10 protein-coding genes and 4 pseudogenes are annotated in these 12,902 nt (G+C 60.0%); 5 read left to right on the forward strand and 9 right to left on the reverse strand.

Features of this window, described 5'->3' with window-relative positions; all coding sequences use genetic code 11:
* Positions 1 to 70: 70 nt before the first annotated feature.
* From GJU48_RS11280 to GJU48_RS11290, 3 genes and pseudogenes are all read right to left on the reverse strand, one after another.
* Positions 71 to 349, reverse strand: a pseudogene (locus tag GJU48_RS11280) (DUF1289 domain-containing protein); the annotation flags it as partial.
* Between the two features lie 295 nt (positions 350 to 644).
* Entirely contained in the window at positions 645 to 1,895 is a 1,251-nt protein-coding gene (locus GJU48_RS11285) for a ribonucleotide-diphosphate reductase subunit beta (RefSeq protein WP_005788524.1), read from the reverse strand.
* Between the two features lie 986 nt (positions 1,896 to 2,881).
* Positions 2,882 to 3,016 (reverse strand): annotated as a pseudogene (locus GJU48_RS11290) (SDR family oxidoreductase); the annotation flags it as partial.
* A 251-nt stretch (positions 3,017 to 3,267) separates the two neighbouring features.
* On the opposite strand from GJU48_RS11290, the gene GJU48_RS11295 reads away from it, so the two are divergent.
* Positions 3,268 to 3,894: a helix-turn-helix transcriptional regulator gene (locus GJU48_RS11295; protein ID WP_094953599.1), complete on the forward strand. Its 627-nt coding sequence runs from the start codon at positions 3,268 to 3,270 to the stop codon at positions 3,892 to 3,894.
* Between the two features lie 176 nt (positions 3,895 to 4,070).
* Here GJU48_RS11295 and GJU48_RS11300 read toward each other — a convergent pair whose 3' ends face one another.
* Positions 4,071 to 5,036: a threo-3-hydroxy-L-aspartate ammonia-lyase gene (locus GJU48_RS11300; RefSeq protein WP_094953598.1), complete on the reverse strand. Its 966-nt coding sequence runs from the start codon at positions 5,034 to 5,036 to the stop codon at positions 4,071 to 4,073.
* A 113-nt stretch (positions 5,037 to 5,149) separates the two neighbouring features.
* Between GJU48_RS11300 and GJU48_RS11305 the strand changes: the two genes are divergently transcribed.
* The 3 genes from GJU48_RS11305 (at position 5,150) to GJU48_RS11315 (ending at position 7,295) form a co-directional block, all read left to right on the forward strand.
* Entirely contained in the window at positions 5,150 to 5,767 is a 618-nt protein-coding gene (locus GJU48_RS11305; RefSeq protein WP_094953597.1) for an LbetaH domain-containing protein, read from the forward strand.
* 92 nt (positions 5,768 to 5,859) lie between these two features.
* Positions 5,860 to 6,378, forward strand: a complete 519-nt coding sequence (locus GJU48_RS11310) for a sigma-70 family RNA polymerase sigma factor (protein WP_094953596.1) — start codon at positions 5,860 to 5,862, stop codon at positions 6,376 to 6,378.
* Positions 6,375 to 7,295, forward strand: a complete 921-nt coding sequence (locus GJU48_RS11315; RefSeq protein WP_094953595.1) for a FecR domain-containing protein — start codon at positions 6,375 to 6,377, stop codon at positions 7,293 to 7,295. The genes GJU48_RS11310 and GJU48_RS11315 overlap by 4 nt, the downstream gene beginning before the upstream one ends.
* Here GJU48_RS11315 and GJU48_RS11320 read toward each other — a convergent pair.
* The 3 genes and pseudogenes from GJU48_RS11320 to GJU48_RS11330 all read right to left on the reverse strand — a co-directional run.
* Positions 7,296 to 7,994 (reverse strand): annotated as a pseudogene (locus GJU48_RS11320) (ABC transporter ATP-binding protein); the annotation flags it as partial.
* Entirely contained in the window at positions 7,991 to 8,818 is an 828-nt protein-coding gene (locus GJU48_RS11325; protein ID WP_094953593.1) for an ABC transporter permease, read from the reverse strand. The pseudogene GJU48_RS11320 and the gene GJU48_RS11325, both read right to left, overlap by 4 nt.
* 10 nt (positions 8,819 to 8,828) lie before the next feature.
* On the reverse strand, positions 8,829 to 9,800 hold the full coding sequence (locus GJU48_RS11330; RefSeq protein ID WP_094953592.1) for an aliphatic sulfonate ABC transporter substrate-binding protein: 972 nt from the start codon (positions 9,798 to 9,800) through the stop codon (positions 8,829 to 8,831).
* Positions 9,801 to 10,135: 335 nt separating this feature from the next.
* On the opposite strand from GJU48_RS11330, the gene GJU48_RS11335 reads away from it, so the two are divergent.
* Positions 10,136 to 10,351: a TOBE domain-containing protein gene (locus tag GJU48_RS11335; protein WP_003173733.1), complete on the forward strand. Its 216-nt coding sequence runs from the start codon at positions 10,136 to 10,138 to the stop codon at positions 10,349 to 10,351.
* A 1,101-nt stretch (positions 10,352 to 11,452) separates the two neighbouring features.
* Here the strand turns inward: GJU48_RS11335 and GJU48_RS11340 are convergent.
* Together GJU48_RS11340 and GJU48_RS11345 are read right to left on the reverse strand one after the other, a co-directional pair.
* A pseudogene (locus GJU48_RS11340) lies at positions 11,453 to 11,563 on the reverse strand (transporter substrate-binding domain-containing protein); the annotation flags it as partial.
* A 193-nt stretch (positions 11,564 to 11,756) separates the two neighbouring features.
* Positions 11,757 to 12,902, reverse strand: coding sequence for a MalY/PatB family protein (locus GJU48_RS11345; RefSeq protein WP_094953591.1), 1,146 nt, complete (start codon positions 12,900 to 12,902; stop codon positions 11,757 to 11,759).

Raw genomic sequence — 12,902 nt, forward strand, 5'->3', positions numbered from 1 at the left:
GCGGGCGGCATTTTAAACACAGTTGCAACGTCTCGTGTGGCTTGAGCACAACGTGCTGGTAAAAAGAATGATACGCCCAGCAATACGGCGACTGGTGCGGCATAAAGCGAATCTTGCGGTCTTCCAGCTGCTGGCGCAGGCGCTGCGGGTCGAGCACTTCCAGCTTGCTCGCCATCACCTGCACCAGTAACTGCTCCAGACGCAACCACACGGCCTGTTTTTCGTCGGCGTTGTAGCCATTCCACTGAATGACTTCATGGTGATAACGCTTGCAGCCCCGACAGACCAGATCACCGTAAACGGTGGAACACAGGCCGACGCAGGGGGTCTTGATGGTTTGATTGGGCATAAAAAGTAATGTGCAAAGTCTATAGAACACCACGGACCCAATGTGGGAGCGGGCTTGCTCGCGAATGCGGTGGGTCAGTCACTGGATGCATCGACTGACACACTGTATTCGCGAGCAAGCCCGCGCCCACAATTTTAGATCTATGCCGTGGCACCGGTGGACGAGACTATTCAGCATTGAAACTCACATCAACCCTTGAATGGATGATCTTGGTGTAAGAAGGCTCCTATTCAAATCACGGAGCATAAAAAAGCCCTGAACATGTCAGGGCTTCTTGATGTTGCCGGCTTAGGGATTAATCCCAGCTCAACGCGCCACCGGTTTGATACTCGATCACGCGGGTTTCGAAGAAGTTTTTCTCTTTCTTCAAGTCCATGATCTCGCTCATCCACGGGAACGGGTTGGTGGTGCCTGGGTATTCTTCTTTCAAGCCGATCTGCGACAGACGACGGTTGGCGATGAACTTGAGGTAGTCCTCCATCATTGCCGCATTCATGCCGAGAACACCGCGCGGCATGGTATCGCGCGCATATTCAATCTCCAGCTGAGTCCCTTGCAGGATCATCTGGGTCGCTTCTTCCTTCATTTCAGCATCCCACAAATGTGGGTTTTCGATTTTGATCTGGTTGATCACATCGATACCGAAGTTCAGGTGCATCGACTCGTCGCGCAGGATGTACTGGAACTGCTCGGCCACGCCGGTCATTTTGTTGCGACGGCCCATGGACAGGATCTGGGTGAAGCCACAGTAGAAGAAGATGCCTTCCAGGACGCAGTAGTAAGCGACCAAGTTGCGCAGCAGCTCTTTATCAGTCTCAACGGTGCCGGTTTCGAACTTCGGATCGGAGATCGAACGGGTGTACTTCAGGCCCCAGGCGGCTTTTTTCGCCACCGATGGGATCTCGTGGTACATGTTGAAGATCTCGCCTTCATCCATGGCCAGCGATTCGATGCAGTACTGGTAGGCGTGGGTGTGGATCGCTTCTTCGAAGGCCTGACGCAGGATGTACTGGCGGCACTCCGGGTTGGTGATCAGGCGGTACACGGCCAGCACCAGGTTGTTCGCGACCAACGAATCCGCAGTGGAGAAGAAGCCGAGGTTGCGCATGACGATGCGGCGTTCGTCGTCGGTCAGGCCTTCGGGGTTTTTCCACAGGGCGATGTCGGCGGTCATGTTGACCTCTTGCGGCATCCAGTGGTTGGCGCAGCCGTCGAGGTACTTTTGCCAGGCCCAGTCGTACTTGAACGGCACGAGTTGGTTGAGGTCGGCGCGGCAGTTGATCATGCGTTTTTCGTCAACGGCGACGCGGGCGGCGGAGCCTTCCAGCTCAGCGAGGCCTTCGGCGACGTCGAGTTTGTCCAGGGCGGCCTTGGCGCGGATGATCGCGGCGGAGTCGTTGGCAGTCACGTTGCGCGCTTCCAGCGCGGCAGCGGCGCCGGCACCGTCGAGACGGTCCATGTTGGCTTCACTGGCGTGGCCGGCGTTGGCGCCCTTGATCACCGCTGCACCGGTGTCTTCGTTGTCGACTTCATCCCAACTCAGCATTGAAATACTCCTTCCTGATCTGTTCTGACGGCGTGTGAACCCGTCCAAAAAATGCGGTTTGCAGGCTACTAGGCATTGAAATGCTGCGCGTAGTGTGGTCGGTAAATACCGATACTGCACACTATGTAGTGGTCTGTTCTGTTTGTGGGCACACTATATGGTGTGTAACAAAGTAGGTCAACGCACAAGATAGGCGCTCATCGGTCGCTGCCAGGCGGTCATTCGGCTATAAAGCCTGGGTTCACTGGCCACACACGGAAACTCAAGGGAATGAAAAAAAATCTGATCCGCCCAGCCACTCAAGAAGACGCCGAAAGCCTCTTCGCGGTGCACCAAAACGCCGTCGAAAACCTGTTCAATGCTCGGCTTTCGCAAGATCGGTGGGGCACTATGCGCGGCCGGATATTTTCGAGCTGGTGGTGGATGAGCGCGCCAAGCCGGGGGTGCGCACTATCACTGACTAAAGCTTGCCGGCGATAGCGGTCTTTGGGGGGCGCTTCTTTAGGTAGATTGGGTACATATCCGTTGCTGCGGTAACGGCGGCTTAGGGTTTCGCTCTTACAGCGAGTCACTTTTTTACAAACGCCTAAAAAAGTAACCAAAAAACGCTTTGCCCCACCACTCGGTGCCTCGCTTAGGCTCGGCGTGCGGCCATCGTGGTTAACGGGGCCGCCGCCGCGAAACGCCTAAAAAAGTAACCAAAAAACGCTTTGCCCCACCATTCGGTGCCTCGCTTAGGCTCGGCGTGCGGCCATCGTGGTTAACGGGGCCTGTCAGATCAAGATCAAAAGCAGAGCAGGGCGGCCTAGTAGCCGACCTGAGTGGTAGAGGCAAAAGCAGGGCAACAACAGAGCAGAAGAAGAGCTGCTTTTCTGTGGGAGCTGGCTTGTCGGATCGCCGCACCGCTGCGATGCAGACACCTCGGTTTGTCAGGCATAACTGCCATCACCGGCACGCCAGCACCCACATTCGACTGTGTGTGAGGCTTATAGGATCGGTTTGCCGCCAGTCACCCCATAGCGCGAACCCGAAATGTAGCTGGCTTCATCCGAGGCCAGCAGCACATAGATCGGCGCCACTTCCACCGGTTGGCCGGGACGCCCCAGCGGGGTTTCGCTGCCGGAAAGCCTCTTCGCGGTGCACCAAAACGCCGTCGAAAACCTGTTCAATGCCGACTACGGCTTTCGCAAGATCGGCGAGGGTAGGTTCAGCCGTGGCAACAGCCCGGTTTCCATCGAGATCATCAGGATGGAGCGGGCTTTTTAGGAAAGGAAACGCGCGCGGGCTCACGCTGGGTGCTGGGCCAGCGGATCAACAATGAGGGATGACGGCCAAATTGACGACTTGTCCACGACTGGATATGTTGTCTTGCATGAAAAACACCTCGCCCGAAGAAACCACCCTGATCAGCCAGCTCGAACAGATTGCCGAAGGCTTGAGCAAAACCTTCAGCCCATTCTGCGAAGTGGTGCTGCACGACTTGCGCGACCCGCAGCACGCGATCCTGGCCATTCATAACAACCTTTCGGGGCGCCAACCGGGCGACCCGGCGACCGAGCTGGGCCTGGCGCGGATTGCCGACCCGGACTACCCGCAAGTCATCGCCAACTACCAGAATCAATTCGCCGATGGCCGCCAGGTCAAGAGCACGTCGATCGGCATCAAGGACGCCAGCGGCAAGTACGTCGCCGCGTTGTGCATGAACGTCGATCTCTCGTTGTTCCGAGGCTTGCGGGGCATGTTGGAACAGTTTGGTTCAGTCAGTGGCGACACGCCCGGCGAGTCCCTCGAGCCGTCCGGTGCCGACGTGATTCGCGCGCGTATCGACCAGTTCGCCGCGCGCCTGGCGACCACCCCGCGCGCGCTCAAGACGGCGGATCGGCGGCTGCTCCTGCAAGAGCTGAAAGACTCAGGCTGCATGGACATTCGCCGGGCCATGGAGACGGTGGCCTCGCACCTGGGCGTGTCACGCGCAGCGGTCTACACCTACGCCAAGTAGCGCCCCACGGCTTCAACCTCCACCCGATTCATGGCGCCTCGCTGAGCAGCGCGGCATAGCGCTGGATATCGACGTTGCCACCGGTGACGATAATCCCCCCTCGCACCTGGGCGTGTCACGCGCAGCGGTCTACACCTACGCCAAGTAGCGCCCCACGGCTTCAACCTCCACCCGATTCATGGCGCCTCGCTGAGCAGCGCGGCATAGCGCTGGATATCGACGTTGCCACCGGTGACGATAATCCCCACGCGTTGGCCCTTGAACTGCTTGCCCAGTTGGCGCAACGCCGCGAGGCCCAGACAGCCGGTGGGTTCCACCACCATCTTCATGCGCTGCATGAAAAACCGCATGGCATCCACCAACTGCGCGTCGGAGACGGTGAGGATGTCGCTCACCAGGTCCCGAATGATCGGGAAAGTGAAGTTGCCCAGGTGCTGGGTTTGCGCACCGTCGGCGATGGTCGCCGGGGTGTCGATGTGCACGATGCTGCCGGTGCGCAATGAGCGCTGGCCGTCGTTGCCGGCTTCGGGTTCGACACCAAACAGCTGGCAATCCGGTGACAGCGCGTGGGTCGAAAGCGCAGTGCCTGAAAGCATGCCGCCACCGCCCAGGCCGACGAACAGAGCGTCCAAGGGCCCGGTGAACGCCAGCAACTCCTTGGCGGCCGTGCCTTGGCCGGCGAGGATGTGCGGGTGGTCGTAGGGCGGGATCAGGGTCATCCCTTGCTCGTTGGCAAGGCGACGACCGATCGCTTCGCGGTCTTCAGTGAAGCGGTCATACAGCACCACACTGGCGCCATATTCGCGGGTGGCGGCGACCTTGGCGGCCGGCGCATCGGAGGGCATCACAATCGTCGCCGGCATGCCCAGCAAACGCGCCGCCAGGGCAATACCCTGGGCGTGGTTGCCGGAGGAGAACGCCACCACGCCAGCCTTGCGCTGCGGCGCGTCAAACTGCGAAAGGGCATTGAACGCGCCACGAAACTTGAACGAGCCGGTGCGTTGCAGGTTTTCACATTTGATGAAGACTTCAGCGCCGGTTTCGGCGTTGAGGGTGCGCGAGGTGAACACTGGCGTGGGATGCGCGAAGCCCTCCAGGCGCTGGGCGGCGGCGATGACGTCTGGGTAGGTAGGCAATTGCATGCGACGGACCTCGTTTGCGTGTTTGGATAAAATATCCATATCAAGACAAATAGTAAAGTTCCGTTGGGTCATGCTAGCGTTTCGAGCTTCTTTGACTGCTGGAGGGTTCGCCGTTGATCCGACTCACCGACTACATCGCCAACGTTGCCCAGTCACCGTTGGCGCCGTGGGCTGAACTGGCACCTTGGGCGCTGGTGACACAGGCGTCCGCCATTGTTCGTACGTTGCTGGCCGAACTGCCTGCCGATGAGTACATCATTCACGATGAAATCGCCGTGCACCGAACCGCCACCGTAGAACCCGGCGCTTTGCTCAAAGGCCCGCTGATCATCGGTGCCGAGTGTTTCATCGCCAGCGGCGCGCTGCTGCGTGGTGGCTGCTGGGTGGATGCGCACTGCATCATCGGCCCCGGCGCCGAGCTGAAAACGTCGTTTGTGTTCAGTGGCAGCAAGCTGGCGCACTTCAATTTTGTCGGCGATTCGGTGCTCGGCCATGGGATCAATCTGGAGGCCGGCAGCATCGTCGCCAACTACCGCAACGAACGAGAGGACAAGGACGTGCAGGTGCGCATCGACGGGCAATTGCAGCGCACCGGTTGCGACAAATTCGGCGCTTTGCTCGGCGATCAAAGCCGAATCGGCGCCAATGCGGTGCTGGCGCCGGGCGCGGTGTTGGCGCCTGCCAGCGTCATCGGCCGTGGGCAGGTGTTCGACGCGGAGGTGTCTGCATAAACGCAATGTTGAAAAGAGCATGGTGTGTCGGCACGATATTAAATAGAATTAATCTCATTTGAGACTCACTCGCGCCGCGCAGGTCGCTTGCCATGAATGATGCTGTTGTCCCGACCCACGCCGCCGAACACACGCTGTCGAGTTTGTACCGCGACCACCGCAGTTGGCTCGAAAGCTGGCTGCGGCGGCGCCTGGGCAATGCCTGGGATGCGGCGGACCTGAGCCAGGATACCTTCCTGCGGGTGCTGGCCAGTGCCCAGCCGATTGCGCAGATGCAGGAGCCGCGCGCGTACCTGGTGACGGTTGGCAAGCGCCTGCTGGTCAACTTTCATCAGCGGCGTAGCCTTGAGCAGGCTTACTTGAATGCCCTGGCAAACCTGCCGGAAACCTGTGTGCCGTCGCCGGAGCAACGCTGGTTGGTGCTGGAAACCCTGCAAGCGTTGGATGAGATGCTCGACGGTTTGCCGGTACTGGTGCGCCGTGCGTTTCTGTGGAGCCAGCTGGAAGGCCTGGGGTATCGCGAGATCGCCGAACGGCTCGACGTATCCGAGCGCACGGTGAAGCGCTACATGGCGCAGGCCTACGAACACTGTTTACTGGTGGAGTTGTGAGCCGCGATGTCGCGCGTGCCGCCGCCCAGTGGCTGGCCTTGCTGGAGTCGGGCGCGGCCACCGAGCGTGACCACGCAGCGTTGCAGCAGTGGCGCGACAGCCATCCCCACCACGAACAGACCTGGCAGAAAGCCCAATCCCTGCGCCAGCGTTTCAGCGACTTGCCACACGCATTGGCGATGGCCAGCCTCGACCGCTCGCAACCGGGGCGACGCGCAATCCTCAAGCGTGCCTTGGGGGTTGCCGCGTTGGTGCCGACGGCCTGGCTGATCAGCCGCCAGTTGCCCATCGACGCGTGGCGGGCCGATTTGCATACCGCCACGGGCGAGCGCAAACGCCTGCCGTTGGCCGATGGCAGCAGCTTGCAACTCAACACCGCCACGGCGGTGGATGTCGATCTTGCACAGCGGCGCGTCACCTTGGTGGACGGTGAACTGGCGGTGAATGTGCCGGGCGCAGCGTTGATGAGCGTGCAAACCCGCTACGGCGACGTTGAAGTCAGCCAGGCCGAGGTGTGTGTGCGGCAGCTGGCGGCCGGTTGCCTGGTGTCGGTGCTCAAAGGGGCGGTGCAAGTGCGTGACCTGCAAGGGCAAGTGGCGACGCTAAGCCGTGGTCAGCAAGCCCCCTTGGAGGCCCACGGGCTTGGCGCCTGGGCGCCGTTTGATGTGCTGCAACTGGGCTGGCGGGACGGTGTGTTGACCGCTCAGAACCAGCCGCTGGGGGATTTTCTGCGCGAATTGGAGCGTTATCGCCCAGGTGTGTTGCGCTGGGACCCGAGCCTGGAAACGTTGCGGGTTACGGGAAGCTTTCGCTTGGATGACACCGACCGCATCCTGACGCTGCTGTCCCAGACGCTGGGGTTTGAGGTGCGCGCGCGGACGCGGTATTGGGTGACGCTGAGCCGCACACTGGCTTAGCTGCAACTCGGTCAGGCACAGCGCCTTGAGCCGAGCCAGTAACGGGTCGCGCCGGTCCCGTGGGTGAGGCAGGTCCACCGCCAGCTCTTGGCGGATGCTGCTCGGCCGATTATCCATCACCAGCACTCGGTCACTCAGGTACAGCGCCTCGTCCACGTCATGGGTCACCAGCAATAACGCAATGGCATGGTGCTCGGCCAGTTGCAGCAGCAAGTCCTGCAGTTTCATGCGGGTGAAGGCATCCACCGCGCTGAACGGCTCGTCCAGCAGTAACACCTGCGGGCGCGAATACAGGCCGCGTGCGATCGCCACCCGTTGCGCCATGCCGCCGGACAACGCCTTGGGCAGTGCCTGGGCGAAGCCCTTCAGACCGACTTCCTCGATCAACTGGGTAACCCAGGCTGGGTCATAGTGGTCGTCATCACTGAAGCCGATGTTTTGCTCCACCGTCAGCCAGGGCATCAGCCGCGGTTCCTGGAACACAAAGGCCACTTCGCCTTCGGGGCTGCGCAGCTGGCCTTGAAAGTCCTTTTCCAGCCCGGCGACGATGCGCAGCAATGTGCTTTTGCCGCAGCCGCTTGGCCCCAGCAGGCTCACGGTTTCGCGCGGCTGTAAGGCCAGGTGCACGTTGGTCAGCACGGTGGTGCTGGCGAAGCTTTTACGCTCCACGCGAATATCCAATAAAGGCTGCATGCTCATTGCTGCGCACCTTGGCCGTTGAACGTGTCACGCCAAGCCAGGCAGCGTTTCTCCAAGGCGGCGAGTACGCCATCACTGACTTTACCGAGCAGCGCCAACACGATGATTGCTGCCAGCACGATGTCCGGCCGCGAGGTTTCGCGCCCATCACTGAGCAAATAGCCCAAGCCCTTGGTGGCCGCGATCAATTCGGCCGCCACCAGGAACATCCACGCCAGGCTCAGGCCGCTGCGCAAACCGGTAAACAGGCCGGGCAGGGCGGCGGGCAACAGAATCCGCCGCACCAGACGGCGCCGGTTGAAGCCGTACATTTGCCCGACTTCCACCAGCTTGCGGTCGATATCGCGAATCGCCGCGACGCCATTGAGGTACACCGGGAAAAACGCACCTATCGCAATCAGCACAATTTTCGAGGTTTCATCGATGCCCAGCCATAGCAGCAACAGCGGCACCCAGGCCAGGCTCGGGATTGAGCGCAGCCCGGCAAATGTCGGTTCCAGATAGGCCTCGGCTTCACGGCTCAAACCCACCCAGGCGGCGAACACCAGGGCCAGGCCGGCGCCGATGGCGAAGCCCGCCAGCACCCGCAACGGGCTGGCGCTGATGTGTTTCCATAACGCGCCTTCAGCCAGGTCAGTGAGGGTTACGGCGATCTCGCTGGGCGCCGGCATCTGGTACGACGGCAGCCAGCCGATACGCACCACCACCTCCAGCACCAGCAGGATCAGCACCGGCAACGTCAGGCCTTTGAGCCGCCGTGGCCAGGCACTGCGGTGAATGACCACCGGCGCCACAAGCGGCACGGTTTGGGTTTTGCTGGTCATCACGCGCCCCTTACTGCTTCGCCAAGGTCTGGCCGAACGAGGTATCGATCAACTGGTCGATCACCTGGTCCACATTCACCCCGCGGCGGACCAACTCCTCGGACACCAGGATCGGCGCGGCGGCCTTGGATGACACTGCATCTTTGTCGGTCAGCAACGGTGCGCTGAGGTCGGTGCGCGACAGTTGCAGCTTGGCCACTTCCAGCGGCAGGCCGGATTCGTCGGCGAGCAGTTTGGCGAATTCATCCGGGTGTTTCACCGCCCAGTCGCGGGCTTTTTCATAGGCGCCGAGCACTTTGCTGATGGTCTGTGAGTGCGCCTTGGCGTACTGCTCGGTGACGCTGATCACGCCGTAGCTGTTGAAGTCTTTGTTGCGGTACAACAGGCGCGAACCCGCCTGGATTTCGCTGGCGGCCATGTGCGGGTCGAGGCCGGCCCAGGCGTCCACGTCACCTTTCTCCAGCGCGGTGCGGCCGTCCGGGTGTTGCAGGTGCACCAACTCGACATCGTCTTTTTTCAGCCCAGCGTGCTGCAGGCTGCGCAGGGTGAACAGGTACGGGTCGGTGCCTTTGGTGGCGGCGATTTTCTTGCCTTTGAGGTCTGTCACGCTTTTGAAGGGTGAGTCTTTGCGAACAACCAAAGCCGTCCACTCGGCCCGGCTGTAGACATACACCGATTTGATTGGGCTGCCATTTGCGCGGCTCAAAACGGCTGACAAACTGGCGGAGGAGGCGAAGTCGACGCCGCCGCTGTTGAGGTATTCCAGGGAACGGTTGCTGCCCTGGCTTAGGACCCAGCCGACTTTGGTGTGCGGTAAGGCTTGTTCCAGCCAGCCGAAATGCTTGAGCACCAGGCTGACCGGTGAGTAGTAGGCATAATCCAAGTTGACGTGCGCGGGATCGGTATCGGCAGCGAAGGCCTGTGGTTGCAGGCACAGGGTGAGGGCGCAGGCGCCCAGTAAGCGTTGGGTGAAGGGTTTCATGGAACAGCTCCGGGCAAGGCGATGAGAGAAGGCTTTTTTTATATTCAGAAAATTGAAATGGCATGTTCCATCATGCTTTGTCGGCTTTCTTTGATCGGAGCAGATGCAGTCTCTGTGCCATTGAGTTCGCAGGCGTATTTGCTAGGGGTTGAGCAGCGATTGCTGTGATGGGAGCGGGCAGTTTGTTGATCAGCTGTTGCCAGGTGAACAGCTGTCATATACCTATATCGAATAAATAAAGAGTTATTTATTCCTTTTAATGGTCGTTTGGATAGCGCATTTTGAGGGCCTGCGCATTCGTGCGGATTGACCCAACAGCCAAAAGGAAAGCCGACATGACTATTAAAGCTATCAACGTGCGCAATCAGTTCAAGGGCGTGATCAAGGAGATCCTGCTGGGCGAAGTGGTGTCCGAGATCGACGTGCAAACCGCGTCCGGCATTGTCACCTCAGTGATTACCACCCGCTCGGTGCGTGACCTGGAATTGAAAGTGGGCAGCGAAGTGATTGCCTTTGTGAAGTCGACCGAAGTGTCGATTGCCAAGCTGTAAACCCTGAATTCGTCTGGCAGCACCGCAATGTTCTGCTTTTCTGTGGGAGCGGCGGCGTTGGTGGGTTGATGGCGGGGGTTAGGTAGATTGAGTACATATCCGTTGCTGCGGTAACGGCCACCTAGGGTTTCGCTCTTACAGCGAGTCACTTTTTTACAAACGCCTAAAAAAGTAACCAAAAAACGCTTTGCCCCACCACTCGGTGCCTCGCTAGGCTCGGCATGCCCTCACTCCGGCTTGAATCCGTGGGCCGCCGCCATGGGCCATCCTTGGCCCATCGCGGCTAACCCGGCGTCCTGCCGGGTTACCCACGGATTCAAGCCTGCGTTCGGCCATCGTGGTTAACGGGGCGCCTCAGATCAAGATCAAGATCAAAAGCAAGAGCACGGCGGCCTAGTAGCCGACCTGAGTGGTGAAGCAAAAGCAGGGCAAAGCAAGCAGAAGCACAGCAGAAGCACAGCAGAAGCAGATCTGCTTTTCTGTGGGAGCTGGCTTGCCTGCGATGCAGGCACCTCGGTATCAGGTACACCGAGTTGATGCCATCGCAGGCAAGCCAGCTCCCACATTAGATTGAGTTCAGCTCCAAGATCAGGTCGGCTGTCAGGCCGCCTCGGCTTTGCTTTTGATTAACCACTCAGGTCGGCTACTAGGCCGCCGTGCTCTTGATCTGCTTTTGATCTTGATCTAGGCGCCCCGTTAAACCACGCTGGCCGAACGCAGGCTTTGGAGCGTGGGTAAACCGGCAGGACGCCGGTTTAGCCGCGATGGGCCAAGGATGGCCCATGGCGGCGGCCCACGGTCCAAAGCCTGCGTGAGGGCACACCGAGCTAGCGAGGTGCCGAGTGGTGGGGCAAGAGCGTTTTGCTTACTTTTGCGCTGTTCAAAAGTGAGCCGCCGTAAGGGCGGAACCCATAGCAGCCGTACCCAAATAACGGATATGTACCCAGCGCCCCCCGCAACCAAGACTCAACCCTAAAAAAGATGTGTAGATACCTATGCTGCGATGCGGTGCATCAGCCAATGAGATTGACTGACAGACAGCTATCGCAGGCAAGCCAGCTCTCACATAGACCTAGGCTAGGTTCAAAACCGTATTCACAGTCAGTCGCCGTAGATATCCGACTTGAAGTACTTCTGTGAAATCTTCTGGTACTCACCACTGGCGCGGATGCCGTCGATGGCGGCATTCAACTCGCTGACCAACGCGGTATTAAACCCTGAATTCGTCTGGCAGCACCGCATGTTTGCTTTTCTGTGGGAGCTGGCTTGCCTGCGATGGCATCCACGCGTTATGCCTGATACACCGAGGTGTCTGCATCGCAGGCAAGCCAGCTCCCACATTGATAGATGCCAGCCTAATGGGCCTCAGTTGAGGCCGAACATTTTCGACGTTGTGAATTGAAGCCTAGCGGTGACGCAGTGCACGTTCCATGCGCTGCACACCTTCTTCGAGCATCGCCCGTGGGCAGCCAAAGTTCAGGCGTACGAACTGCTGGCTGTCATCGCCGAACTCTATCCCCGCACTCAAGCCGACCTTGGCCTGTTCCAGGAAGAATTGCTGCGGGTCATCCAGGCCCAGCGCGCTGCAATCGAGCCACGCCAGGTAGGTGCCTTGCGGCGCATGCATCACCACGCCGGGCAGACGGGTTTGCACGGCATTGTGCAAGTAGTCGCGGTTGCCTTGAAGGTACTGCACCAGCGCGTCCAGCCATTCGCCGCACTGGCTGTAGGCGGCGCGAGTGGCTTCCAGGCCCAAGGGGCTTACGCTGTCGACCATGCCGCAGCGCGCGTTGTTGAACCGCTCGCGCACCTCGGCGTTTTGCACCACCGCGAAGCAGGTCTTTAAACCCGCCACGTTGTAGGCTTTGCTCGCCGACATCAGGGTGATGGTGCGTTGGGCAATTTCCTCGCTGAGGCTGGCGGTGGGAATGTGGCGGCGGCCGTCGAAGCACAGTTCGGCGTGGATTTCGTCGCTGATGATCAGCGTGCCGTTTTCCAGGCAGGCGTTGGCCACAGCCAGTAGTTCTTCGCGCGGGAAGACCTTGCCGATAGGGTTGTGCGGGTTGCTCAATAGCAGCGCACCGGCACCGTTCAGCGCTTGGCGCATGGCTGGCAACGGCGTCGCGTACTCACCGTTGGCCCACTCAAACGGCACCTCGATACGCGGCAGGTTCCAGTGGCCCGGCGCCAGCCGAATCGGCCGATAGTTGGGGGTTTGCAGCACCACCGGCTGGCCCGGCTGCACGAACGCGTGCAGGGCCATGTTGAAGCCCGGCTCCACGCCCGGCAGGAACAACAGCGCTTCGGGCTGTACGCGCCAGGCGTATTTGTTCCAGAGGTCGGCAACGATGGCTTCGCGTACGTCCGGCCCGGCGACGCTGTAGCCCAGGATTTGTTGGTCGAGGCGATCATGCAGGGCTTGCAGTACGGCAGGTGGCGCGGCGATATCCATGTCGGCGATCCACATCGGCAAGACGTCTTGCGGGTAACGGTTCCACTTGGTGCTGCCGGTGCCGAAGCGAGGGTGGATCGTGTCGAAATCAAAGCTCAT

The sequence above is a fragment of the Pseudomonas sp. IB20 genome, assembly GCF_009707325.1.
Lineage (GTDB): Bacteria > Pseudomonadota > Gammaproteobacteria > Pseudomonadales > Pseudomonadaceae > Aquipseudomonas.

Excerpts from the sequence above, each read along its gene's own strand:
- GJU48_RS11335 (WP_003173733.1), top strand. The coding sequence starts at position 10,136 with ATGACTATTAAAGCTATCAACGTGCGCAATCAGTTCAAGGGCGTGATC.
- GJU48_RS11310 (WP_094953596.1), top strand. The coding sequence starts at position 5,860 with ATGAATGATGCTGTTGTCCCGACCCACGCCGCCGAACACACGCTGTCG.
- GJU48_RS11285 (WP_005788524.1), bottom strand. The coding sequence starts at position 1,895 with ATGCTGAGTTGGGATGAAGTCGACAACGAAGACACCGGTGCAGCGGTG.
- GJU48_RS11345 (WP_094953591.1), bottom strand. The coding sequence starts at position 12,902 with ATGAGCTTTGATTTCGACACGATCCACCCTCGCTTCGGCACCGGCAGC.
- GJU48_RS11325 (WP_094953593.1), bottom strand. The coding sequence starts at position 8,818 with ATGACCAGCAAAACCCAAACCGTGCCGCTTGTGGCGCCGGTGGTCATT.
- GJU48_RS11295 (WP_094953599.1), top strand. The coding sequence starts at position 3,268 with ATGAAAAACACCTCGCCCGAAGAAACCACCCTGATCAGCCAGCTCGAA.
- GJU48_RS11330 (WP_094953592.1), bottom strand. The coding sequence starts at position 9,800 with ATGAAACCCTTCACCCAACGCTTACTGGGCGCCTGCGCCCTCACCCTG.
- GJU48_RS11300 (WP_094953598.1), bottom strand. The coding sequence starts at position 5,036 with ATGCAATTGCCTACCTACCCAGACGTCATCGCCGCCGCCCAGCGCCTG.